Origin of the sequence: Microbacterium paraoxydans, assembly GCF_018224615.1 — a bacterium.
GTDB classification, from domain to species: Bacteria; Actinomycetota; Actinomycetes; order Actinomycetales; family Microbacteriaceae; genus Microbacterium; species Microbacterium paraoxydans_B.
This window is the reverse complement of record NZ_JAGTUK010000003.1, coordinates 1-23,270: the sequence shown is the minus strand read 5'-3', so window position 1 is coordinate 23,270 and position 23,270 is coordinate 1. Positions and strand designations below refer to the sequence as shown.

The window sequence follows — 23,270 nt, the reverse complement described above, 5'->3', positions numbered from 1 at the left end:
TAGTACAAGGCGGCTAGCCAACGGTCGCGACCTCCGCACGATTCTTTCCTCGGAGTTTCGCCAGGTGGAGTTGACGCGTCGCTCCACCGGGTGAGTCTGCGACACCGCAGGAGATTGTCAGTCCTGAGCGTTCGCGGAACTCCTGACGAAGCCGTTCAACATCGTCTGCAACGACGGGCCGGGTGGTGTGGGCGAGCACGTCGTCGCCGGCAGCAAAGACAACCTCCGCGGCCAGTTCGAGCTCGAGCGCGGAGGACAGCATCGAGATGGCGCCCGAAATTCGAGTGCTGAGTTTTGCCGCTCCGACCAGGTTGTCCTCTAGGAGCATCAACTCGATGCCAGCGCCGACGTCGTCGCCGTCGAAGTAGAGGAACGAATCAGTATGGTCTGCGCTATTCACAGGTTGAGGCTACCGTGGAGTCCGCTGCGCCTGCGATGGGGTGCGCGCGCCAACGTGGCAGTCGGGCTCGCAAAGGCGCGGCTGTGCCGGACGCGACCCTAGGGTATGCCCGGCCTCAGAGCGGGTGCGCGACGACCCCCTGTGCTGGAGATCCCTGTGCGCGTGCCTTCGGGCTCCCGACCACCACCGCTCCTGCCCGGCGGCCAATGTCGGCGACGAGAGTGCAATCGCTGACGACTGACCGCTGATCCACTGTCCCAGGGGCGACGGACGGTCATGTCAGCGGCGGGCGCCGCACTCACCATCAGCACCCGGGCCTAGCCGTTTGCGAGACGCGATGCGACGCGATCATGTCGACGGATTGCCACGAGGTACCGCTCGCGTGCCTTCAGGATCGGGCTTCGGTCGTACGGCGACGGGCATGGAACTTCCGAGCCGCGACGGAGTCGGCGCGACTTCCATGCGTCAGTCATGGCCGGACTCGCGGTCCCCTTCGTGATCGTGACGAGGTTGTCGTATTCAGCCGAGATGTGCGTGTTCGCCGAGATCATAAGAAGAGCCGCACTCAGCGCGGGTCTGGACTGGATCTCGCTGATCTGCGTGTTGACCGCCGCTCGAGCGTCCTTCCCCTGACGTCGCCGCACCAGGAACGGCGCTTCCGCGCAGTCCTCCACCGCACGAAGAGCTTCGCTGTACATGATTGCCCGCTTGTCTGCGCGGGTCTGACGCTGTTGCCAGATGTACCCGCCGACCGCGATACCTGCGGCGATGGACGTCGCTACGATGGCGGCACCCGCTTCCGATAGCCAGAAGCAGGCGCTGAGGATCGTCATGCACTGCATCAGGCGACTTCCTCCAGACCGTGCGGCGCCTCGTCCGACGGCCAGCGGTGGTTGCTGGATCGTCAGTAGCCCTCAGCGAAGAGGTGCCGCGCGGCAAGGTGCAGCAGCTCAGCGAGCCCCTAGTCAGGCGTCCACCTCTGCTCGACGGAGTCGGACGGGTGATACAGGCACAGGCTGTCATCCAGCATGCGGTGCGGCGACTCGGCTCCGACGTTGGCGAAAACTCGCAGGTAGTCGGACGAGGCGCGGTTGTAGGTCGGGTACGGCGCGTACCGGTGAAACTCCACCCGAACCCGCTCTGAACGCGCGGTGACAGGGACATCCACGATGTAGAGAGCACGTTCGGGCGCTCGATGCGTCGAAGCTGTGCCCCGTACTGCCGACGCGCGTCCCGTTCGAGCGGGAAGATCCATCCTGCCCGGCTGCCCGCCCACGGCTCGAACTGGCGCGCACCCAGCGACTCGGACAGGGCAGCCTGAGGCGCCCCCGGACAGCTCATCGTTCACCCCAAGACCGTACGGGCGTCACCGCTGTGCGGCCGGCGTTGACGTGATCAGCGTCGGCGCACCGAACGTACTCCAGGGCTTCGCATGGAAGCGCGCGCCCTCGCAGAGCAGGTCAGCGTGCGCCGGGGCCGGAAGCATGTTCGGGTCGTTGAACATGTCGGCGAGCTCCTTGCACGCCAGAACGGGGAAGCCGGCCTGATCGAGCTCGTCGGACTTCTCGAGGCGCGCCGAGGCGTCGCGGAGCCGACCGAGGACTTGGGTCCGCGTGGCCTTGAGCTTGATGGGCTTGACGCTCACGCCCGCCGGTTCCTCGGTCTCGCCCTGCTGGAGCGAAATGATCGCATAGTCAAACCACGTGCGCATCGCGGTGATCAGCGAGCCGCCGGTGATGCCATGGGGTCTCGCGTCCCACTGCGATGAAACTGATTCGGGACAACGCAATGAAGCAGGCCATGGCCAATCCCCACTCGGAAGTCAGCCTGATCCGATTCAAGAGAGCTAGGCACAACAGCCGCGACGCGCGGATACGGACCCGGTTTGAATCCCGCGGCGGCAATTGGACACCGATCGGATGTCAGCCGATGACGAGCGCCACCGGTACGACGGTTCGCTGCGCACGCAGCGGTCCCAGCTTGGGGCACTGACGGCATGAGACCGGAGCCGGGCGCGAGGTTGACAGTTCGCTACTGTTACAGCTGTGACGAGCTTGCTGACGATTGCCGAACCCGAACTGATGGACGCGCTCCGAGCAGCTTCGGATCAGGTCCGCCTGGCGAGCCCGTTCATCAGCATCCGCATCGCCAAGCAACTCGCCAGCATTGCACGCACCTCCACCGCCACTTGGTCGCTGATCACCCGGCTGGACGCGGCGGCTGCTGCTGGCGGTTATCTCTCTACTGATGGGCTGCGCTCCCTCACGGACGCGGGTGTTGTTGTGCGGCACGCTCGACGCCTACACGCGAAGGCGTACCTAGCTGACGAGACCTTTGGCATGATGGGCTCGGCCAACTTGACAGGCCCCGGCCTTGGCGCGTCGGCCGATCCGAACTTTGAGCTGTCCCTCCGGCTGCGCCCGGATGATGCCCTCGCCGTCTGGACACAACTTGACGAGTGGTGGAATGCATCCGCTGCGGTGTCCCGCGAGGACATCGACGACCTCGACCGCCGGGCACGCGAACTGCCGCGCGCCATTGCGGTCGAGTTTTCTCCCGGGCCAGACGAATTTAACGAGGATATCTCCGAACTCGCGGATCTTGTCAGTGACGCTCGCGAGAGAAGCCTCTGGGTCAAGGCTCAATACGGCCAACCGAAGTACAACCAGTGGCGCAGCGAGTTCTGGTTCTCCAGTGCCGCACATAGGCGGCCATCTTTCGCACCGGGCGATCTGGTGCTGATCTATGCGAAAGAAGCGCACGCCTGCTACGCCATTGTGGAAGTGGTCGACGAGCCGCGGAACGACCCGCAGTACATCGTGGAACGAGGTGGCCGCCCCGAAGAAGAAGCCAACAGATGGCCCTGGGTGAACCGGACAATACCTCGGTTGGTCCCGACGCGTGAGCGCCTAGTCAGGCCCGTTGATCTGGGCTTCACTGGCCAAGGACTTCAAGGCGGACACAAGCGGATCGCGCTACCCGAGTTCGTGGCTGCGGTTCGAGCGCTCGGCGGCGCAAGCGGATTGCTCTAGAGCAACGGGGCCGCGACACAAGACCCCGGCGACGTACGTGCCATCTGACATCGTGACCCCTCCCCAGGGGTTGCCGGTAGGGCTGTGTTCGCTGTCCATATCGAACAGGTGCGTCCTGCTCCCACCCACGAACCGGGAGCAACCGGCACGGTCGCTCTGCTACCGGAGCACGGCAGCCCGAGGAGGCTGTGAGAGCGTCAAAGTGATGGGTTTCGATGACCGGATCACATCTCACAAACTAGAAAGTCCCGGAAACCCTTGAGTTTCCGGGACCTCTGTGGTCGGGCTGACAGGATTTGAACCTGCGACCCCTTGACCCCCAGTCAAGTGCGCTACCAAGCTGCGCCACAGCCCGTTGTTCTGCACTCTCGCGCAGGCAACTCCCCTATCTTAGCCGTACCCGAGGCCGTCTCGCGAACCGAGGCGTTGCGGGGTGTCGGACCCACCGCGTACCGTCGCGGTCATGCCGACGATCACGACCGAACTCGCCACGCCCGACCGCTGGGATGACGTGCAGCGTGCGCTCACGGGCGGGGGTGACGGCGCGAGCTGCCAGTGCATCTGGCCGATGCTGTCGAACAAGGACTGGAACACGACCACCACGCCGCAGCGCACCGAGCTGTTCCGGGCCGAGATCGACGAGGGTCCGCCGCCCGGGCTCGTGGCGTATGTCGACGGCGAGGCCGCCGGGTGGATCCGAATCGGACCGCGCACGGCTCAGGCCCGCATCCCGCGCACCCGCATCATCGCGAACGCGACCACCGAGCCCTTCGACGATCCCTCGGTGTGGGCGGTCACGTGCTTCGTCGTGCGCCGCGAGCACCGAGGCACCGGACTGAACGCGGCCCTGCTGGCGGCGGCCGTCGACTACGCCAGCCGTTCCGGTGCCCGCCTGGTCGAGGGCTACCCGGTCGACACCGGCGGCGACAGGCAGCGCGCCAACGACCTGTTCCACGGCACGCTCGGCACTTTCCTCGGCGCCGGGTTCCGCGCCCAGACGGTCATGAAGCCCGGACGGGTGCTGGTCGCGCTCGACCTGTCCGACCGCACCGCTAGCGTGGACGCATGAGCGACCCCCACCCTCCCCTGCACGACCCGGCGCTCGGCGACCTGCACCGCGCCACGTCCGAGCTCACCGACGGCACCGTCCTCACGCACGACTGGTACGTCGGCTCCACCCCGGTCGAGGGCAGCACGCTCGAACTGATGCTGGAGGGGACGACGCCCGCCGAGGTCGAGCCGCTGCTCCCCCGGCTGCGCGACACCGTCGACCGCCTGAGCACGCTGCGCCGCCTCGCCACCGACGCGGTGGTCACGCGCTTCAGCACCGGCGAGCCGGAGCCGCACGAGCTCACCGATGCCGCCACCGATCTGCAGCTCGAGACGCTGGAGGCCGCGAGCGACGGCACGGTCGTGCTGCACTTCACCGACACCTGCGGCCAGCACTTCCCCGAGGGCTACTGGCCCGCGGTGCACCTCGGACCCGATGACGCCGTGCTCGACGTCACCGTCGAGTCCTGAGCCGGTGCGCGACCGCTCCCCCGCGCTGCACGCGCCCACCGCGCCGCATCGCGTCTCCCCGCCGCCCTACGATGAGGGGATGCCGCGCCGCGCCCTCCCCCGCCCGGTCGCGTGGGCGTTCCTGCCGTTCGCCACGGTGTCGCTGCTGCACGTCGTGCTCCTGGCCCTGGCGCACCCGCTCGCCGGTCCCACGAAGCTCCTGCTGATGCCGCTGCTCGCGGTGCCGGTGCTCGCGGCCGCGCCGCGCGTCGCACGGCGGTCGGCCGTCGCGCTGCTGCTCGCGGCGCTGGTGTTCTCCTGGCTGGGCGACGGCGCCGGGGCCCTGTTCCCTGCGGCGCCGGAGCTCCCCCTCATGCTCGCGTTCTTCGGCATCGCGCACGTGGCCTACATCGTGCTGTTCAGCCGTCACCTCGCGCAGCGTCGGCTGCCGTGGTGGACGCTGGTGTACGCGGCCTGGTGGGTCGCGATGATCCTTGCGCTCGGCCCGCACACCGGCCCCCTGCTGATCGGCGTCGCCGCCTACGGCCTCCTGCTCGGCGGCACCGCAGCCATCGCCGCGCGATGCCACCCGCTCGTCGCGATGGGCGGCGTCTTCTTCCTCACCAGCGACACGATCCTGGCGTTCCGGCTGTTCCTTCCCGACGCCCTGCCCGCCTGGAGCAGCCCCGCCGTCATGGCGACGTACACGCTGGGTCAGGGGCTCCTCGTCGCGGGTGCCCTGCTCGTGCTCACCCGACGGAGGGACGCCTGATGGTGGACAGCGTGCGCGTGGACAGCTGGCTGTGGTCGGTCCGCGTCTACAAGACCCGGTCGGCGGCGACCACCGCCTGCCGCGCGGGGCACGTGCGCGTCAACGGCGACAAGGCCAAGGCCGCGCAGACCATCCGCATCGGCGATGAGCTGCGCATCCGCATCTCCGGCTTCGACCGCATCCTGATCGTCCGTCAGCTGCTCGTGAAGCGGGTCGGCGCCCCGCTCGCGGCGCTCGCCTACGACGACCGCACCCCCGAACGCGAACCGCAGGCCGCACTCGGCCTCCGTGACCGTGGGGCCGGCCGTCCGACCAAACGCGAACGCCGGGAGATCGACCGCCTCCGCGGCCGCGACACCCCTCCCGACTGACGTTCCCGCCTCGTCAGCCGGCCAGCAGTCCCAGGAGCCAGCCGCTCGACCGCACCTGCGCGGCCCCCGCGGCCTCTACACGCTGACGCAGCTCCCGGTCGCTCGTCACCGCCAGCACGCGCTGCGCCGACGCGACCCGCCGCTCCACCTCGGCGACGATCGCGTCGTCCCTTGCCGCCTCGGCCCGCACGACCGACAGCACCGGGTCGGCGGCACGCGCCTCCGCCATGGGGCCCTCCGCGGTGTCCTCGGCGATGTCCCGCGCCCGGCCCTCCACCACGAGCGACACCTCCGGGTACCAGGCGTCGCCCGCGAGCTCGAACTCGTCGGCGGGCACCGCCAGCCCAGCCAGCCGGTCACGCAACCGCGCCGCCGCCCCCGCGCGATCCTTCCACCAGCCGTCGGGCACCGAGCCCACCACGTTCGCACCGTCGACCACCACGGCCGGGTGCACGTCGAGCTGCGCGCGCAGTCGCGGCCACGCCGCCCCGAACCCCGGGTGCAGCGGCAGCTCGTCCACCCGGTCCACCGGGATCCACTCGAGCGCAACGCTCTCCGGGTCGCTGATCACCGGGTCGAACGGCGTACGCACATCCGCGACCACCGTCGTGTACGACCAGATACCGAGGTCGAGCACGCTCGTGAACCGCGGGCGGACCGCACCGTCCGGTACCCCCGCCTCCTCCTGCGCCTCACGGATCGCGCCGACGATCGCCGACTCGCCCTCGTGCAGCGCACCGCCCGGCAGACCCCACGTGCCGCCGAAGTGGCTCCACGACACGCGATGCTGCAGCAGGATCCCCCGCGCGGGGTCGAACGCCAGCAGCCCCGCGGCACCGAACCGGCCCCAGTAGCGCTCACCGGAGTCGGCCACCACCCAGGCGTCGCCCGGATTGCGGGGGCCTTCGGGGCGGCGCGGTTCGCCGGGCGCGGGGGGTACGACTGTCACCCCCTCAGCCTTTCACAGCATGGGAGTCACGGCGCCACCCGGCGACACACGCGGGAACGCGTCAGCGCTGCCGCCGCTCGCGCACGCGCATGTTGATCACGATCGGGGTGCCCTCGAACGGGTAGAGCTCGCGCAGGCGCCGCTGGATGAACCGGCGGTAGCCCGGGTCGAGGAACCCGGTCGTGAACAGCACGAACGTCGGCGGGCGCGTCGACGCCTGCGTGCCGAACAGGATGCGCGGCTGCTTGCCCCCGCGCACGGGGTGCGGGTGCTCCGCCACGAGCTCCGCGAGGAACGCGTTGAACTTGCCGGTCGGGATACGCCGGTCCCAGTTCTCCAGCGCGGTCTCCAGCGCCGGCACGAGCTTGTCCAGGTGTCGACCGGTCTTGGCGGAGATGTTCACGCGCGGCGCCCAGGCCACGTGGGCCAGGTCCTGCTCGATCTCACGCTCCAGGTAGCGGCGGCGGTCGGCGTTCTCCAGGTCGTCGTCGTTCAGACGATCCCACTTGTTGAACGCCAGCACGAGCGCGCGCCCCGACTCCAGCACCAGGTCGATGATGCGCACGTCCTGCTCGCTGATCGTCTCCGACACGTCGAGCACGACCACGGCCACTTCGGCCTTCTCCAGCGCGGCCGAGGTGCGCAGCGAGGCGTAGAAGTCGGCGCCCTGGGCCATGTGCACGCGGCGACGGATGCCGGCCGTGTCCACCAGGCGCCACATCTTGCCGCCGAGCTCGACCACCTCGTCCACCGGGTCGCGCGTGGTGCCGGCGAGGTCGTTCACGACAACGCGCTCCTCGCCCGCCGCCTTGTTCAGCAGCGAGGACTTGCCCACGTTCGGACGCCCGAGGATCGCGACGCGTCGCGGCCCGCCGATCTCCTGCTTCGCGACCGCCGACACCTCGGGGAGCTTGGTCAGCACGGCGTCGAGCAGATCGGCCACACCGCGGCCGTGGATCGCCGACACCGGGTGCGGCTCGCCGAGCCCGAGGTTCCACAGCGCGGCCGCCTCCGGCTCCTGCCGGGCGTCGTCGATCTTGTTGGCCACCAGGAACACCGGCTTGCCGCTCTTGCGCAGCAGCTTCACCACGTGCTCGTCGGTCGATGTGGCGCCCACCATCGCGTCCACCACGAACAGCACCACGTCGGACAGGTCGATCGCGACCTCCGCCTGCGCTGCCACCGAGCGGTCGATGCCGCGGGCGTCGGGCTCCCAGCCGCCCGTGTCGACGAGCGTGAAGCGGCGATCGTTCCACTCCGCCTTGTAGGTCACGCGGTCGCGCGTCACGCCGGGGGTGTCTTCCACGACCGCCTCGCGGCGGCCGAGGATGCGGTTCACGAGCGCGGACTTGCCCACGTTCGGCCGTCCGACGATCGCGACGACCGGCAGCGCGGGAAGGAACTCGATGCCGTCCTCGCCGAGCGCGACGCCCGCGAGCAGTGCCGCGTCCTCGTCGTCCAGCTCGTAGTCGGCCAGCCCGGCACGCAGGGTCTCGGCGCGCTGCTCGGCGAGCTGCTCGTCGAGGTTCTCCATCTTCTCGGCGAGCTGGTCGGGGCCGCCTTCGTATTCGTCGTCAGCCACGGTGTGCTCCTTGGAGTCGTTCGATCACCGCGAGCACGGCGTCGATGGTCTGGGGGAAGTCGAGAGCGGTCGAATCGACGACCTCGACGCCTTCCGCGGCGTTCAGGAAGTCGACGACCGCGCTGTCGGAGGCGTCGCGCTGGTGCAGGGCCGCAGCGACCGCGGCGGCGTTCTCCCCGGCCAGCTCACCGGCACGACGGGCGGCGCGCACCTCGGGTGCTGCGGTCAGCAGGATGCGCACGGGCGCGTCCGGGGCGACGACGGTCGTGATGTCGCGACCCTCGACCACCACGGCCGGGTAGGGCGCGGCGGCGACGAGCGCACGGAACAGCTCGTTCACCTGCGCGCGCACCTCGGGCACGCGAGCCACGCCGCTCACCGCACCGGACACCCGGGGTTCGCGGATCGCCTCGGTCACGTCGGCCTCGCCCACCCGCACCGTGCGGTCGTCAGGGTCGAGCCCCAGCCGCACGGGGAAATCGGCGGCGGCCGCGCGCACGGCGGCCGCATCGTCGGTGTCCGCGCCCTGCGCCAGCACGTGCCACGCGAGCGCGCGGTAGGCCGAGCCGGTGTCGAGGTAGCCGTAGCCGAGCGTGCGGGCCACGGCCTTGGACACGCTGGACTTGCCGGAGCCGGCCGGCCCGTCGATGGCGATGAACTTCGTGGCGGAGACGGTGGAGGTGTCAGTCATTCGTGTTCCCTGCAATGCGCCAGCCGCGTTCCTGGAGCCCGGTGATCGCGCCGTGCAGCGCCGCGGGGTCGACACTGATCTCGGCCAGACCGAACTGCGCGCCGGGCGAGTGCTCCAGGCGCAGGTCCTCGACGTTGACGCCGAGTTCCCCGAGCTCGCCGAACAAGCGCCCGAGCTGTCCCGCGGTGTCGTCGACCATGACCACGAGCGTCTCGAAGCGCCGGTTCTGGCCGTGCTTGCCGGGCAGGCGCTCCACGCCGTCGTTGCCCTGCCGGATGGTCTCCGCGATCACACGGCGTGCGCCGGGGGCCGCCGGTGCACGCAACGCCTCGGCGACCTCGCCCAGGTCCGCGGCCAGCGCGTCGAGGATCTCCACGACCGGGCCGGCGTTCGCACCGAGGATCTGCACCCACAGCTCGGGGGCGGACGCGGCGATGCGCGTGGTGTCCCGCACACCCTGACCGGCCAGACGCAGTGCGCCCTCCTCGGCCCCGGCGAGGCGAGCGGCCAGCAGGCTCGCCACCACCTGCGGCACGTGCGAGGTGAGCGCGACCGAGCGATCGTGCTCCTCCGGCGTCATCTCGAGCGGCATCGCGCCCACGTCCAGCGCAAGCGCCTCGACCAGCGCGAGGTCGGCGGCCTTCGTGTCCTCGTCGCGGCACACGACCCAGGGCCGACCGATGAACAGATCGGCGCGCGCCGAGATGGCCCCGCCGCGCTCCCGGCCGGCGAGCGGATGCGACCCGATGTAGCGCGTGAGGTCGACGCCGCGGTCGCGCAGCGTGCGGAAGGGCTCCAGCTTCACGCTCGCGACATCGGTCACGACGGCGTCCGGGTACCGCTCCAGCTCGGCCTGGATCACGTCGGCGGTGACATCGGGCGGCACGGCCACCACGATCAGCGCCGGACTGTCGTCGTCGGCCGCGAATCGCCCGGCACCGTAGTCCACCGCGAGTCGCAGCTGTGCGGGCGAGGCATCGGTGAGCGCCACGTCGACGCCCTTGGCACGCAGGGCATGGCCCACGCTCGCGCCGAGGAGACCGGTGCCGACGATGCGGACGGTGCCGGACAGGCGGGGCGCGACGGCTCCGGCCCTCCGCGCCGTGGGCGCACTCGTCGTGTCGGTCATACGTTCTCCTGATCGCCTGGCGCCGCGGCGACACCGGATTCCCGGCGCGCGAGAGTCAGCAGCGCGCCGAGTTCGATTTTACTCAGGTCGCGCGTCTTTCCCGCCGGGAGGGTTCCCAGGTGCAGCGGGCCGAACTGGCGGCGGACGAGCTCGGTGACGGGATGCCCGACCGCGGCCATCATGCGGCGCACGATCCGGTTGCGACCCGAGTGCAGCGTCAGCTCCACCAGGCTCGACCCGCGGGAGGTGTCCAGCAGCCGCGCCTTGTCCGCCGCGATGGGGCCGTCCTCCAACTCGATGCCGCGGGTGAGGGTCGAGATCGTCTGCGCGGTCACGGTGCCGTCGACTTTCGCGATGTACACCTTCGTCACGCCGAACGAGGGGTGCGCCAGCACGTGCGCGAGCTCTCCGTCGTTCGTGAGCAGCAGCAGTCCGCTGGTCTCGGCGTCCAGCCGCCCCACGTTGTACAGCCGCTCCTCGTAGTCCTTCGTGAAGCGGCGCAGGTCGGGGCGGCCGCTCTCGTCGCGCATGCTGCTGACCACGCCGGTGGGCTTGTTCAGCATCACGTAGCGCTTGCTCACGTCGAGCTGCACCGCGGTGCCGTCGACGTCGACCAGGTCGCGCTCCGGATCGATCCGCCGCCCGAGCTCGGTCACGGTCTGCCCGTTCACGCGGATGCGCCCCTCCACGATGTACTGCTCCACGACGCGACGCGAGGCCACCCCCGCCGCCGCGAGCACCTTCTGCAGCCGCACGCCCTCGGGGGCGGTGGCGTCGTCGTTGGCAGCGTTCATCGGAGGGTCCCTTCGTCGAAGCCGTCTGCGCCGTCGTCGAGCAGCGGTGAGATCGGGGGCAGTTCGTCGAGCGAGTTGATGCCCAGGTGCTGCAGCAGCGCATCGGTCGTGCCGTAGTTGATCGCGCCGGTCTCGGAGTCGGCGAACAGCTCGGTGATGAGACCGCGCGCCAGCAGCGTCCGCACGACGGAGTCGACGTTCACGGCCCGGATCGACGCCACCTGGCTGCGCGTGACCGGCTGCTTGTAGGCGATCACGGCGAGGGTCTCCAGGGCCGCCTGCGAGAGCCGCGCGGGCGCCTGCCCTCCCACGAACTCGGCGACGACGGGGTCGAGGTCTTCGCGCACGTACAGCCGCCAGCCGCCGCCCACCTCCCGCAGCTCGAAGCCGCGGCGCGGGCCGGCGCCCCGTCCGTCGTAGTCGTCCACGAGCGACTCCAGCGTCTGCCGCACGGCGGGAACCGGCGCCCCCACCGCGGCCGCCAGGGCGACCAGGCCGATCGGCTCGTCCACGATGAACAGGATCGCCTCGACACGCTCGCTCAGCGGCAGCGCGGAACCCACGACCGTCGCGGACTCCTCCCCCGCGTCGGGCGTCGGGTCGCCATGCGGCCCGGTCACGGTCGGCTCATCGGTCATAGTCGGCTCCCAGGGTCGCGAGTGTCTCATCCGACCAGGTGTCGGCGGCCCAGCGGAGGGTCAGCTCCCCGAGCGGTTCCAGTTGTTCGAACGACAGCGCCGCGTGGCGGTACAGCTCCAGCACTGAGATGAACCGCGCGACCACGATGCCCGGCTCGGTCACCCCGGCCACCAGCTCGCGGAAGCTGATCGATTCGGTACCGCGCAGCAGTGTGACCACGATCGCCGCCTGCTCGCGGATGCTCACGAGCGGCGCGTGCAGGTGATCGAGCCCCACGTGCGGGATCTCCTTGGGGGCGAAGGCCAGCAGTGCGAGCGCCGCGAAGTCGTCCGCGCTCAGCGACCACACCAGCTCGGGCGTCTTGCGGCGGTGCTTCTCCTCCAGCGGCACGGCGCGCACGTGCCGGCGGTCCTCCCGCTGCAGGCACCGCGCGAACCACGCCGACACCTCCTTGAACGCCCGGTACTGCAGCAGTCGGGCGAACAGCAGGTCGCGCGCCTCCAGCAGCGCCACGGCCTCCGCGTCGACGAGCTCGCCCTGCGGCAGGAGGCCTGCGACCTTCATGTCGAGCAGCGTCGCCGCGACCACGAGGAACTCCGACGCCTGGTCGAGCTCCTCGTCGTCCTCCAGCTCCGCCAGGTACGCGATGAACTCGTTCGTCACGGCGCTCAGCGACACCTCGGTGATGTCCATCTCATGTTTGGAGATGAGGTTCAGCAGCAGGTCGAACGGTCCGTCGAAGTTCGACAGGGAGACGCGGAAGCCGGTGTCGCCCTCCGCGGGGGCGGCGGCCTCGTCGATCGGGGCGGTCTCGGCGTTCTCAGGCGACGGCGCCACGGGCGACCAGCTCCCGCGCCAGCCGCAGATACGCCTGCGCGGCGGCGTGCTCCGGCGCGAACTCGGTGATGGGCACGCCGGAGACCGAGGCGTCGGGGAACTTCACGGTGCGGCCGATCACGGTCTCCAGCACGTCGTCGCCGAAGGCCTCGACCACCCGCTCCAGCACCTCGCGCGAGTGCAGCGTGCGCGGGTCGTACATGGTCGCGAGGAGCCCGTCCATCGTGATCGACGGGTTGAGGCGGTCGCGCACCTTGTCGATGGTCTCGATCAGCAGCGCCACACCACGCAGCGCGAAGAACTCGCACTCGAGCGGGATGATCACGCCATGCGCGGCGGTGAGGGCGTTGACCGTGAGCAGCCCGAGCGACGGCTGGCAGTCGATCAGGATGACGTCGTACTCCCCCGCGACCTGACGCAGCACGCGCGCGAGGATCGTCTCGCGGGCGACCTCGTTGACCAGGTGCACCTCGGCGGCCGACAGGTCGATGTTCGCGGGCAGCACGTCGAGGCCGTCGACGTTCGAGTGGACGATCGCCTCGTGCGCGTCGCGCTTCGTGTCGAGCAGCAGGTCGTAGACGGTGGGCACGTCGTGCGTCTGGATGCCGAGGCCCGCCGACAGCGCACCCTGGGGGTCGAAGTCAACCGCGAGCACCTTGCGCCCGTACTCCGCGAGAGACGCGGCGAGGTTGATCGAGGTGGTCGTCTTGCCGACGCCGCCCTTCTGGTTGCACAGCGCGATGATGCGCGCGGGGCCGTGCGACTTCAGCGGCGCCGGGATCGGGAAGCCGCGGTAGGGGCGGCCGGTGGGTCCCATGGGGGTGTCGTCGGCCTTCTTCGCCGTCGCCCTGGACTTCGCCGCTTTCTCAGCCACCGGTTCTCCTGCTCCTTCGTGCTTGCTCGATTGTAGCGGCCGGGCCGGTCGCGGGCCGTCCCGGCGCGCGGCGACGAAGCGACGCGGACCGTCCGCTCAGCGGGCGCGCGGGTGGGACGTGGCGTACACGTCGCGCAGCGCATCCACCGACACATGCGTGTAGATCTGGGTCGTCGCGACCGAGGAGTGCCCGAGCAGCTCCTGCACCACCCGCACGTCCGCGCCGCCCTGCAGCAGATGCGTCGCGAACGAGTGCCGCAGCGTGTGAGGCGACACCTCGGCCGTGATCCGCGCGCGCTCCGCGGCCGCGCGGATCACCAGCCACGCGCTCTGACGCGACAGAGGGGCACCGCGCGCGCCGAGGAACAGCCGCGCCGATGCTCGGCCCTTCGCGGCGAGGCCGGGCCGGACGCGCGTTAGGTACGCATCCACGGCCTCGCGCGCGTACGAGCCGACCGGAACGATGCGCTCCTTCGACCCCTTGCCGCGCAGCCGCAGCACCTCCCCGTGGGCGAGATCGTCGACGTCGAGCCCGACGGCCTCCGACACCCGGGCCCCGGTGGCGTACAGCAGCTCCAGCAGCGCGCGGTCGCGGATGCCGAGCGGCTCTTCGGGCGACGGGGCGGCGAGCAGCCGCTCGACCTGCTCGATCGTCAGGGCCTTCGGCAGCCGCCGCGGGGCCTTGGGCGGGCGCAGGCGGCCGCTCGGGTCGTCCGTCTCGATCCCCTCGCGCGCCAGGAAACGGTGCCACCCCCGCACGGACGACTGCAGCCGGGCGAGGCTCGTCGCGGCCGGCGCGGGGTCGGCCGACGCGCGCTCGGCGATGAAACGGTCGATCACGGCGGGGGTCACCTCGGTCGTGTCGGCGATCCCCTCCGCCTCGAGCCACTCCCGGTAGCCGTCGAGGTCACGCCGGTACGCCGCGATCGTGTGGGCACTCAGCCCGCGCTCGATCGTCACGTGACGCAGATACGCGTCGAGGGCGCGATCGAGCAGCATGTCAGCCCCGGTCGCTGAGCCTCTGCGCGGCCGCGAGCACACCGATCGCGAGGATGCCGTTGCGCATGCGACCGTCGAGCACCGCGGCCACGGCGTCGTCGAGCGGCACCCAGGCGAGCCGGATGTCGGCCTCCTCGTCCTCGCGGGAGTGCGCGGCGTCGGCGGCCGCGATTCCCGTCGCGAGGAACAGCCGGATCAGCTCGTCGTTGCCGCCCGGCGTGGTCCACGAGGACACCAGGGGCTCCCAGTGCGCGGCGACCAGATCGGCCTCCTCCGCGAGCTCGCGGCGGGCCGCCTCGGCCGGGTCCTCCCCCGGCACGTCGAGCAGGCCGGCGGGGAGTTCCCAGTCGCGGTGCCGGATCGGGTGACGATACTGCTGGATCAGCAGCACCCGCCCGTCGTCGTCGAGCGCCACGATCGCGACCGCGCCAGGGTGGGCGACGTACTGCCGCACGATCTCCCCGTCGCCGTAGCGCACGCGATCGGAGCGCACGTCCCACACCCGCCCCTGATACACCAGCTCGGACTCGACGACCTCCGGGTCGAACGGTTCGTCGCGCAGCGGACCACCGTCTGCGTGGCCGCCGATGTCACTCATCGGCGCTGACGTCGAACAGCTCGCTCGCGCGGTGCCGCTCGATGGCCGCACCGACCAGACCGCGGAACAGCGGGTGCGGGTCGGTCGGGCGCGACCGCAGCTCGGGGTGCGCCTGCGTGGCGATGTAGTACGGGTGCACGTCGCGCGGCAGCTCGACGTACTCGACCAGGTCCAGCTCGGGGTTCAGACCCGAGAACACCAGCCCGGCCTCCGACAGCCGGTCGCGGTAGGCGTTGTTGACCTCGTAGCGGTGGCGGTGACGTTCCGACGCCTCCGGAGTGCCGTACAGCTCCCGCGCCAGCGACCCCTCCGCGAGGGCGGCCTGGTAGAGGCCGAGGCGCATGGTGCCGCCGAGGTCTCCGCCGTCGAGGATCTCCACCTGCTCAGCCATCGTCGCGATCACGGGCTCAGAGGTCTCCGGGTCGAACTCGCTCGACGATGCCCCGGCGATCCCGGCCACGTCCCGAGCGAACTCGATGACCATGCACTGCAGGCCGAGGCACAGGCCGAGCGTGGGGATGCCCTGTTCGCGCGCGAACTTCAGCGCGCCCAGCTTGCCCTCGATGCCGCGGATGCCGAAGCCTCCGGGCACGCAGATGCCGTCGAGTTCGGCGAGCTGCTCCTGCGCACCCTCCGGGGTCTCGCACAGGTCGGACGGGATCCAGCGGATGTGCACCTTGGTCTCCTGCGCGAAACCACCCGCCTTCAGAGCCTCGGTCACCGAGAGGTACGCATCCGGGAGGTCGATGTACTTGCCGACCAGTCCGATCGTGACCTCGTGCTTGGGGTTGTGGACCGCGTGGAGGACCTTGTTCCAGCGGGTCCAGTCAACGTCTGCGGCCTTCGCGTCGAGGCCGAGGCGACGCACGATGTACGAGTCGAGGCCCTGCTCGTTGAGCGTAGAGGGGATGTCGTAGATGCTCGGGAGGTCGACCGTGTTGATGACGCCCTCGACGTCCACGTCGCACATGAGGGCGATCTTGTTGCGGTTGCTCGCGCTCACCGGGCGGTCGCTGCGCAGCACCAGGGCGTCCGGCTGGATACCCACCTGGCGGAGGGCGGCCACCGAGTGCTGCGTGGGCTTGGTCTTCTGCTCCCCGGAGGCGCCCATGAACGGCACGAGCGACACGTGCACGAAGAACACGTTGTCGCGGCCGAGCTCGTGGCGCAGCTGCCGCGCGGCCTCCAGAAACGGCTGCGACTCGATGTCGCCCACCGTGCCGCCGACCTCGGTGATGATGACGTCGGGCCGCGGGTCCTCCGTGGCCTGCAGGCGCATGCGGCGCTTGATCTCGTCCGTGATGTGCGGGATGACCTGCACCGTGTCGCCCAGGTACTCGCCGCGACGCTCGCGCGCGATGACCTGCGAGTAGATCTGACCCGTGGTCACGTTGGCCGCCTGCGACAGGTTGATGTCGAGGAAGCGCTCGTAGTGCCCGATGTCGAGATCGGTCTCCGCGCCGTCGTCCGTGACGAACACCTCACCGTGCTGGAACGGGTTCATGGTGCCCGGATCCACGTTCAGGTACGGGTCGAGCTTCTGCATCACGACGCGGAGTCCGCGGGCGGTGAGCAGGTTGCCCAGGCTGGCCGCGGTGAGGCCCTTGCCCAAAGACGAAACGACACCACCAGTCACGAAGATGTGCTTGGTCGTGTCGTTCTTGGGCCCCGCAGAAGAAGAGTTCATCACGGGCTTCTATCCTAACAGTTCCCTCAGACCCCGAGGCTGAGAAGTTCGCGGGCATGGGTGAGCGCGGCGTCGGAATCCGCGAGGCCGGAGAGCAGCCGGGCCATCTCGGCCTCCCGCTCCTCCCCCTCCAGGCGCCGCACACTCGAGGCGGTGACCGCGCCGTCGTTGGACTTGACGACCGTGAGGTGATTGTTCGCGAACGCCGCGACCTGCGCGAGATGCGTCACCGCGATCACCTGCGACTTCTCCGCCAGCCGGGCGAGTCGCCGGCCCACCTCGATCGCCGCAGCCCCGCCGATGCCGGCGTCGACCTCGTCGAACACGAAGGTCGGCACCGGGTCGGTGGCGGCGATGACGACCTCGATCGCGAGCATCACGCGCGACAGCTCGCCACCCGACGCCCCCTTGGCCACCGAGCGCGGTTCGGCCCCCGGGTGCGGAGCCAGCAGGATCGCCACGTCGTCGCGGCCGTGGGTGCTCTCGGTGCCGGGCGTGACCGACACCTCCAGGCGGGCATCCGGCATCGCGAGCGCGTGCAGCTCCGCCGTGACGGCGTCGCCCAGGCGGACGGCGGCCTCCGTGCGGGCGGCCGTGAGCGCGTCGGCAGCGGCGTCGAGCGTGCCTCTCGCCTCCTCGCGCTCGGCCTCGAGGCGCTGCAGCCGTTCCCCGTCGTCGTCCAGCTCCGCCAGTCGCGCCGAGCCGGTCTGCCAGAGCCGGATCGCGTCGGCGAGGGAGCCGTGTGCGCGCACAAGCACGCCCAGCGCCGCCCGACGCTCTTCGACCGCGGCCAGCTCGTGCGGGCCCGACTCGTCGAGATCGGCGAGGAACCCGGACAGGAGCCCCGCCGCGTCGGCGATCCGGTACCCGATGTCGGCCAGGCTCTCCGCGATCTCGGCGAGCTTCGCATCCGACACGCGTTCAAGCGCCCGGCGCGCTTCCGCGACCAGCGCCGACGCGTCCGGGTCGCCCTCCTCGTTCGACAGGGCCCCGTGCGCCAGAGAGGCGGCCAGCCGCAGCTCCTCGGCGTTCGCGAGCCGCTCCGCCCGAGCGGTGAGCTCGTCGTCCTCGCCCTCCTCGGGGGCGGTCGCCTCGATCAGTGCGAGGTCCTCCCGCAGTCGCGCGGCTTCTTCGGCCCGGCGATCGCGGTTGGCGGTGATCTCGGTGATCTCCGCATCGAGAGCGCGCCACCTCTCGAACGCGGCGCCGTACTGCTCCAGCGCCCGCGCGATCGTGTCGCCGCCGAACCGGTCGAGGGCATCGCGCTGTGCCGCAGCCGACCGGAGTCGCAGCTGCTCGGACTGGCCGTGCACCACCACCAGCTCGTCCGCGAGGGCAGACAGCACTCCCGCCGGAGCCGCGCGGCCGCCCACGCTCGCCCTGCTGCGCCCCTCGGCGCTCAGGGTGCGCGACACGTAGAGTTCTGCGCTGCCGCCACCCGCCGGCTCGAGCTCGCCCCCGGCGTCTGCGACGATATCGGCCACGTCTCCGGTCTCCGGCACGACCCACACACCGGCGACCGAGGCCTGACCGGCCCCCGCGCGTACGGCGCCCGAGTCGGCGCGCTGACCGAGCAGCAGCCCCAGACCCGTCACGACCATGGTCTTGCCCGCGCCGGTCTCGCCGGTGATCGCGGTGAACCCGGGGCCCAACGGAAGCACGGCGTCGGCGATCACACCGAGGCCCTGCAGGCGCATCTCCTCGATCACGGCGTCGTCCTCCGATCCTGTCCGCGCCACCCCTCGACCGGCAGCTGGAACTTCCGCACCAGTCGGTTCGTGAACGCCGTGGGGTGGAGCCGTGCGAGCCGCACGGGGCGCGACGACCTCCGCACCACCACGCGTGCGCCGGGCGGGAGGTCGTGCGAACGTCGCCCGTCGCACCACAGGATGCCGGAGCCGTCGGTGCGCTCCAGCATCTCGATCGCGACCGCCGCGTCGGGGCTCACGACGAGCGGCTTCGCGAACAGCGCGTGGGCGGAGAGCGGCACCACGGCGATGGCCTCGACGGTCGGCCAGATCACGGGACCGCCCGCGGAGAAGTTGTAGGCGGTGGAGCCGGTCGGGGTGGACACGACCATGCCGTCGCAGCCGAAACTCGACAGCGGGCGGCCGTCGATCTCCAGCACGACCTCGATCATGCGCTCCCTGCTGGCCTTCTCGACCGTGGCCTCGTTGAGCGCCCAGGTCTCGAACACCACGTCGCCCGCGGCGTCCTTCACGCGCACCGAGAGGGCCAGGCGCTCCTCCACGTCGTAGTCGCGTGCGATGACCCGGCGCACGGCATCGTCCATGTCGTCGGGGTCGATCTCGGCGAGGAAGCCGACGTGTCCCATGTTGATACCGAGCACCGGGGCGCCGCTGTCGCGCACGAGCTCCGCGGCGCGCAGGATCGTGCCGTCGCCACCGAGGACGATGGCCAGCTCGAGGGCGGTGGGATCGGCGGATACACCCAGCACGTCGACATCGGCGAAGAACGGGTCCACGGCCGAGAGCGCTTCATGGTCGTCCGGAGCGAGCACGGGGTGGGCCCCCGCCCCGCGGAGGGCGTCGGTCACTCGACGGGCCGCGTCCACGGTCTCGACACGGCCGGCGTGCGCGACCACCAGGATCCAGCGCTCGTTCATCGTCCCCCTGCCAGCCGGTTGATCGTGTCCATCCATTCTGTCGGATTGCTGCCGCGCCCAGGCGCGAGGTGAACCAGGTACTCCGCATTTCCGTGGGTCCCGAGGATCGGGGAGGGAAGGATGCCGAGCATCCCGAAGCCCGCGTCCCACGCGCTCCACACGACCCGCGCCACCGCGTCGGCGCGGGTGGCCGGATCGGTGACGAGCCCGCCGCGCACCGCGGTGCGACCGACCTCGAACTGCGGCTTCACAAGGAGCAGCACGTCTGCATCCGGAGCCGCGACACCGGCGACGGCGGGCAGCACGAGCTCGAGCGAGATGAAGGAGAGGTCGCCGACGATGAGGTCGGGCGCGGCGGGCTCTCCCGTCGCCTCGGCGAGACTCTCCGGCGTCATGTGCCGCACGTTGAAGCCCTCGACCGACACCACGCCGGGATCGGCGGCGATCGCGGCGGCGAGCTGGCCGTGGCCCACGTCGACCGCGAGCACCCGGCGCGCCCCGCGCTCGCGAAGCACCTGCGTGAAGCCGCCGGTGGACGCGCCCATATCGAGCGCGAGCCTGTCCGTGACTACGATGCCGAAACCGTCGAGCGCAGCGAGAAGCTTGTGTGCCGCGCGGCCCACGTAGTGGTCGGCACCGGCGACCGTGATCTCGCTGTCGTCGCGAACCGCGGTGGATGCCTTGACGACCGGACGTCCGTCGACGCTGACAAGCCCCTCAGCGATCAGGGTGGCGGCGTGGCTGCGCGACCGGGCGAGTCCCCGCGATGCGAGGGCAGCGTCGAGTCGCGTCATCGTGCTCCCGGAGTCTCCCGCTGGTCGAGCCGCGATCCGCTCTCCAGCCGGCGCGAGAGCTCGTCGTGCAGGGCCGAGTAGGCGTCGGTGCGGGCCGGGAGCGGTTGCCCTTCGATCAGGCGCAGACGACTCCACAGGCCGTCCGTGGGTGCACCGGTCGTCTCGTCGCTCACGGATTCCACTGTACGCGGCTCCTCCGACAGCTGGCGGAGCCACGCGCGCGGTCAGGGCCGGTGGAACGGGTCGTCGTACAACCGCTCGGGCACGCGCAGCACGAACACCGGCGTTCCGGAGGCCCAGATCGCTGCGGCCCCGGCGCGGAGCAGGTCGAGCTGGTTTCCGGACTCGGCCACGATCTCGACGTCCGCGCCGCGCACGCGCACCGCGGCCCCGTTGACGTCGTAGACGCCGTCGCGGACCGTCGGAGCGGGATACGGCTCGTGCAGTCCGCGAAGGTCGCCGAGAATGTAGGTCGGCCGCGAGCCTTCGGGCGCTGCGAGCACGTGCTTCGGACGATCGATGCCGGTGAGCACGAGCGCCGAGTCGATGCCGGCGCGACTCGCGCCCATGATGTCGGTGTCGAGTCGGTCACCGATGAACAGGGCCCTGGTGGCGCTGAACCGGGCGAGTGCCTCTTCGAAGATGGGTGTCTCCGGCTTACCTGCGACCGTTGCGAGTCGTCCCACGGCGGTGTGCACGGCCGAGACGAGGGTGCCGTTGCCCGGTGCGACGCCGCGCTCCCGCGGGATGGTCCAGTCGGTGTTGGTGGCGATCCAGGGGATGCCGCCCTCCTCCTCGGGGACCTTGAGCGCGAAGGCGGCCTCTGCCAGATCCGTCCAGGCGACCTCGGGCGCGAATCCCTGCACCACGGCCTGCGGACCGCCGTCGGCGCTGCGGGTCACCGTGTAGCCCGCCTTCTGGACTTCGTCCACGAGCCCGTCGCCACCGACGACCAGGATCGTCGCGGGCGGCGGCACGATGCCGGTCAGCAGCCGCATGGCCGCTTGCGGGCTGGTGACCACGTCGCTCGGCGCGACCGTGAGTCCCAGGCTGGTCAGGTGTCCGGCGACGGAGACGTCGGTGCGGGCCGCATTGTTCGTGATGTAGCCCAGGCGCGCGGTGGCGGCTGCGGCGTTGAGGCTCTCCACGGCATGCGGGAGCGCCCCAGGGCCGGCGTAGACCACGCCGTCCAGGTCAGCCAGCACGGTGTCGATGCCGTCGAGGGGCGTGCGCTCGAGCGGGCGGCGGCGGCCGAAGAGCGCCATCAGTCGTCTGTCTTCTCGGGGCTGGCGCCGTCGTCCCCGTCCGTGTCGTCTTCACCCAGAAGCTCGCGGACCTCGTCCTCGATCGACGGCTCGGACACGACGTCGCCGTCGGCAGCTTCCACGCCGTCGCCGGCATCCGCGGGAGAGGTGGCCGAGGCGTCGACAGGCACCTCGTCATCTCCCGGGAACTCACCCTCGATGAGGCCGTCCTCGACGTAGATCTCCTCGTCGCCTGCCTCATCGACGCCGAGGGCCTCCGCGGCGACCTCGGCGCGGTGCGCCCAGAACTCCGCCTCCTCCGTGCGTCCGAGGTCTTCCAGGACAGCGGCGCGCGCCGCGAACAGGGCGGGGCTCCACTCGAAGGCGCGGTCCGGGTCGAGCTCCGGGATCTCCAGTTCGCCGAGCGCCAGCTCCAGGTCGCCCTGGTCGAGTCGGGCGCCCGACATCGCGATGGCAAGGGCCACGCGCACGGGAGTGTCGAGGCTGGTGCGGTCGACGGCACGACCGGTCTCGAGGGCGCGGTCGGGTCGTCCGATGCCGCGTTCGCTGTCGACCATGAGCGCAATCTGGTCGTCCTTGCCGGAAATGCGACGGTAGGTGCGCAGCTCGCGCAGCGCGAGGGCGAAGTCGCCGATCGCGTAGGCGGTGATGCCCAGCGTCTCGCGCACGATCGCGATGCGGCCGGCACGCCGGGAAGCCGCCAGCGCATGCTCGTGCGCGCGGGCCGGGTCTTCGTCGATGAGCCGGGAGGCCATCGCCAGGTGTCGCGCGACGTGCTCGGCGTTCTCCTTGCTGAGAGTCTTCAGTTCGTTCCGCGCGGACGGATGCAGGTCGCGCGCCGTGATCTCGTCCGGGATCGTCGGCTCATCGAAGCGAGCGCGCTCGTTCGTCGCATTCGCCGGCCGCTCGCGTCCGGCGCCACCGCGCTGAGGGAACGTCCGCGCCCGGTCGTTACGACGCTCGTGCCCTCCGTCACGGCGCTGCCCGCCCTCACGACGCTGCCCGCCCTCGCGACGCTGCCCACCCTCGCGACGCTGCCCACCGTCGCGGTTGAACCCGCCCTCACGACGCTGCCCACCATCGCGGTTGAACCCGCCCTCACGACGCTGCCCGCCCTCACGGCGCTGCCCATCATCGCGGCTGTACCCGCCCTCACGACGCTGCCCACCGTCACGGCTGTACCCGCCTTCACGGCGCTGCCCACCGTCACGGTTGAACCCGCCTTCACGGCGCTGCCCACCGTCACGGTTGAACCCGCCCTCACGACGCTGCCCACCGTCACGGTTGAACCCGCCCTCACGACGCTGCCCAGCATCACGGTTGAACCCGCCCTCACGACGCTGCCCACCGTCACGGCTGAACCCGCCCTCACGACGCTGCCCACCATCGCGGCGCTGTCCGGCGTCGGGAGCGTCGCCGCCCCGACGACGCTGAGCACCATCACCGGAGTCAGATCGCGAACGAGACGCGCCATCGCGATAAACAGGACGTCCACCGGATCGGCTTCCCCGCGGTCCCCTATCGTCGTTGCGACGCGGACGGCGCTCTTCCTCTTCCGGCATGATGCTCCCTGTTCTCATTGTGTTGTTAACGCGAAATGGCCACCCAGCGTTGGGTGGCCATTTCGACTAAAAGGAGTCCGGCGGTGTCCTACTCTCCCACAGGGTCCCCCCTGCAGTACCATCGGCGCTGTGAGGCTTAGCTTCCGGGTTCGGAATGTAACCGGGCGTT

General features: G+C 70.6%; 25 protein-coding genes, 1 tRNA gene and 1 rRNA gene. 5 read left to right on the top strand and 22 right to left on the bottom strand.

Annotation, left to right across the window (positions count from 1 at the left end):
* Positions 1 to 13: 13 nt before the first annotated feature.
* The 3 genes from KE274_RS10250 to KE274_RS10240 form a co-directional block, all read right to left on the bottom strand.
* A complete protein-coding gene (locus KE274_RS10250) occupies positions 14 to 400 on the bottom strand; it encodes a mCpol domain-containing protein (protein ID WP_211543451.1) in 387 nt (128 codons plus the stop codon).
* A gap of 317 nt (positions 401 to 717) precedes the next feature.
* A complete protein-coding gene (locus KE274_RS10245) occupies positions 718 to 1,233 on the bottom strand; it encodes a hypothetical protein (protein ID WP_211543449.1) in 516 nt (171 codons plus the stop codon).
* Positions 1,234 to 1,766: 533 nt separating this feature from the next.
* Positions 1,767 to 2,111 carry a hypothetical protein gene (locus KE274_RS10240; RefSeq protein ID WP_211543447.1) on the bottom strand — a complete coding sequence of 115 codons (345 nt, stop codon included), beginning with the start codon at positions 2,109 to 2,111 and terminating at the stop codon, positions 1,767 to 1,769.
* A 334-nt stretch (positions 2,112 to 2,445) separates the two neighbouring features.
* Here KE274_RS10240 and KE274_RS10235 point away from each other — a divergent pair, with 334 nt between their 5' ends.
* On the top strand, positions 2,446 to 3,432 hold the full coding sequence (locus tag KE274_RS10235; RefSeq protein ID WP_211543445.1) for a phospholipase D-like domain-containing protein: 987 nt from the start codon (positions 2,446 to 2,448) through the stop codon (positions 3,430 to 3,432).
* 278 nt (positions 3,433 to 3,710) lie between these two features.
* Here the strand turns inward: KE274_RS10235 and KE274_RS10230 are convergent.
* Positions 3,711 to 3,787: transfer RNA gene (locus KE274_RS10230), tRNA-Pro, on the bottom strand.
* A 108-nt stretch (positions 3,788 to 3,895) separates the two neighbouring features.
* Between KE274_RS10230 and KE274_RS10225 the strand changes: the two genes are divergently transcribed.
* The 4 genes from KE274_RS10225 (at position 3,896) to KE274_RS10210 (ending at position 6,075) form a co-directional block, all read left to right on the top strand.
* On the top strand, positions 3,896 to 4,501 hold the full coding sequence (locus KE274_RS10225) for a GNAT family N-acetyltransferase (protein WP_211543443.1): 606 nt from the start codon (positions 3,896 to 3,898) through the stop codon (positions 4,499 to 4,501).
* Entirely contained in the window at positions 4,498 to 4,953 is a 456-nt protein-coding gene (locus KE274_RS10220) for a hypothetical protein (protein WP_211543441.1), read from the top strand. Before KE274_RS10225 ends, KE274_RS10220 begins: the two co-directional genes overlap by 4 nt.
* A 79-nt stretch (positions 4,954 to 5,032) precedes the next feature.
* Positions 5,033 to 5,704, top strand: a complete 672-nt coding sequence (locus KE274_RS10215) for a lysoplasmalogenase family protein (protein ID WP_211543439.1) — start codon at positions 5,033 to 5,035, stop codon at positions 5,702 to 5,704.
* Positions 5,704 to 6,075, top strand: a complete 372-nt coding sequence (locus KE274_RS10210; protein ID WP_211543437.1) for an RNA-binding S4 domain-containing protein — start codon at positions 5,704 to 5,706, stop codon at positions 6,073 to 6,075. The genes KE274_RS10215 and KE274_RS10210 overlap by 1 nt, the downstream gene beginning before the upstream one ends.
* 13 nt (positions 6,076 to 6,088) lie before the next feature.
* Here the strand turns inward: KE274_RS10210 and KE274_RS10205 are convergent, their stop codons facing one another.
* The 18 genes from KE274_RS10205 to rrf form a co-directional block, all read right to left on the bottom strand.
* Positions 6,089 to 7,024 carry an NUDIX domain-containing protein gene (locus KE274_RS10205; protein WP_211543435.1) on the bottom strand — a complete coding sequence of 312 codons (936 nt, stop codon included), beginning with the start codon at positions 7,022 to 7,024 and terminating at the stop codon, positions 6,089 to 6,091.
* 61 nt (positions 7,025 to 7,085) lie between these two features.
* Entirely contained in the window at positions 7,086 to 8,558 is a 1,473-nt protein-coding gene (der, locus tag KE274_RS10200) for a ribosome biogenesis GTPase Der (protein WP_249186333.1), read from the bottom strand.
* A gap of 40 nt (positions 8,559 to 8,598) precedes the next feature.
* A complete protein-coding gene (cmk, locus tag KE274_RS10195; RefSeq protein WP_211543431.1) occupies positions 8,599 to 9,297 on the bottom strand; it encodes a (d)CMP kinase in 699 nt (232 codons plus the stop codon).
* Complete coding sequence (locus KE274_RS10190; RefSeq protein ID WP_211543429.1) at positions 9,290 to 10,426, bottom strand: prephenate dehydrogenase; 1,137 nt, start codon at positions 10,424 to 10,426, stop codon at positions 9,290 to 9,292. Before KE274_RS10190 ends, cmk begins: the two co-directional genes overlap by 8 nt.
* The gene (locus KE274_RS10185) at positions 10,423 to 11,220 is read right to left on the bottom strand and encodes a pseudouridine synthase (protein ID WP_211543427.1); all 798 of its coding nucleotides are present in this window, start codon (positions 11,218 to 11,220) and stop codon (positions 10,423 to 10,425) included. Before KE274_RS10185 ends, KE274_RS10190 begins: the two co-directional genes overlap by 4 nt.
* Positions 11,217 to 11,858: an SMC-Scp complex subunit ScpB gene (scpB, locus tag KE274_RS10180; RefSeq protein ID WP_249186294.1), complete on the bottom strand. Its 642-nt coding sequence runs from the start codon at positions 11,856 to 11,858 to the stop codon at positions 11,217 to 11,219. Before scpB ends, KE274_RS10185 begins: the two co-directional genes overlap by 4 nt.
* On the bottom strand, positions 11,848 to 12,696 hold the full coding sequence (locus KE274_RS10175; protein ID WP_211543425.1) for a segregation and condensation protein A: 849 nt from the start codon (positions 12,694 to 12,696) through the stop codon (positions 11,848 to 11,850). The genes scpB and KE274_RS10175 overlap by 11 nt, the downstream gene beginning before the upstream one ends.
* Positions 12,680 to 13,513 (bottom strand): ParA family protein, encoded by an 834-nt coding sequence (locus tag KE274_RS10170; RefSeq protein WP_211544889.1) that lies wholly within the window; start codon positions 13,511 to 13,513, stop codon positions 12,680 to 12,682. The genes KE274_RS10175 and KE274_RS10170 overlap by 17 nt, the downstream gene beginning before the upstream one ends.
* 153 nt (positions 13,514 to 13,666) lie before the next feature.
* Entirely contained in the window at positions 13,667 to 14,569 is a 903-nt protein-coding gene (gene xerD, locus KE274_RS10165) for a site-specific tyrosine recombinase XerD (RefSeq protein WP_211543423.1), read from the bottom strand.
* Between the two features lies 1 nt (position 14,570).
* Complete coding sequence (locus tag KE274_RS10160; protein WP_211543421.1) at positions 14,571 to 15,167, bottom strand: NUDIX domain-containing protein; 597 nt, start codon at positions 15,165 to 15,167, stop codon at positions 14,571 to 14,573.
* Complete coding sequence (locus tag KE274_RS10155; RefSeq protein WP_211543419.1) at positions 15,160 to 16,854, bottom strand: CTP synthase; 1,695 nt, start codon at positions 16,852 to 16,854, stop codon at positions 15,160 to 15,162. Before KE274_RS10155 ends, KE274_RS10160 begins: the two co-directional genes overlap by 8 nt.
* A gap of 26 nt (positions 16,855 to 16,880) precedes the next feature.
* On the bottom strand, positions 16,881 to 18,563 hold the full coding sequence (gene recN / locus KE274_RS10150; protein ID WP_211543417.1) for a DNA repair protein RecN: 1,683 nt from the start codon (positions 18,561 to 18,563) through the stop codon (positions 16,881 to 16,883).
* The gene (locus KE274_RS10145) at positions 18,560 to 19,480 is read right to left on the bottom strand and encodes an NAD kinase (RefSeq protein WP_211543416.1); all 921 of its coding nucleotides are present in this window, start codon (positions 19,478 to 19,480) and stop codon (positions 18,560 to 18,562) included. The genes recN and KE274_RS10145 overlap by 4 nt, the downstream gene beginning before the upstream one ends.
* Entirely contained in the window at positions 19,477 to 20,274 is a 798-nt protein-coding gene (locus KE274_RS10140; RefSeq protein ID WP_211543414.1) for a TlyA family RNA methyltransferase, read from the bottom strand. The genes KE274_RS10145 and KE274_RS10140 overlap by 4 nt, the downstream gene beginning before the upstream one ends.
* Positions 20,271 to 20,447 (bottom strand): hypothetical protein, encoded by a 177-nt coding sequence (locus KE274_RS10135; protein ID WP_211543412.1) that lies wholly within the window; start codon positions 20,445 to 20,447, stop codon positions 20,271 to 20,273. Before KE274_RS10135 ends, KE274_RS10140 begins: the two co-directional genes overlap by 4 nt.
* A gap of 51 nt (positions 20,448 to 20,498) precedes the next feature.
* Positions 20,499 to 21,539: an HAD-IIA family hydrolase gene (locus tag KE274_RS10130; protein WP_211543410.1), complete on the bottom strand. Its 1,041-nt coding sequence runs from the start codon at positions 21,537 to 21,539 to the stop codon at positions 20,499 to 20,501.
* A complete protein-coding gene (locus KE274_RS10125; RefSeq protein WP_211543408.1) occupies positions 21,539 to 22,294 on the bottom strand; it encodes a hypothetical protein in 756 nt (251 codons plus the stop codon). Before KE274_RS10125 ends, KE274_RS10130 begins: the two co-directional genes overlap by 1 nt.
* Positions 22,295 to 23,176: 882 nt before the next feature.
* Positions 23,177 to 23,270 (bottom strand): 5S ribosomal RNA (gene rrf, locus KE274_RS10120); the annotation flags it as partial.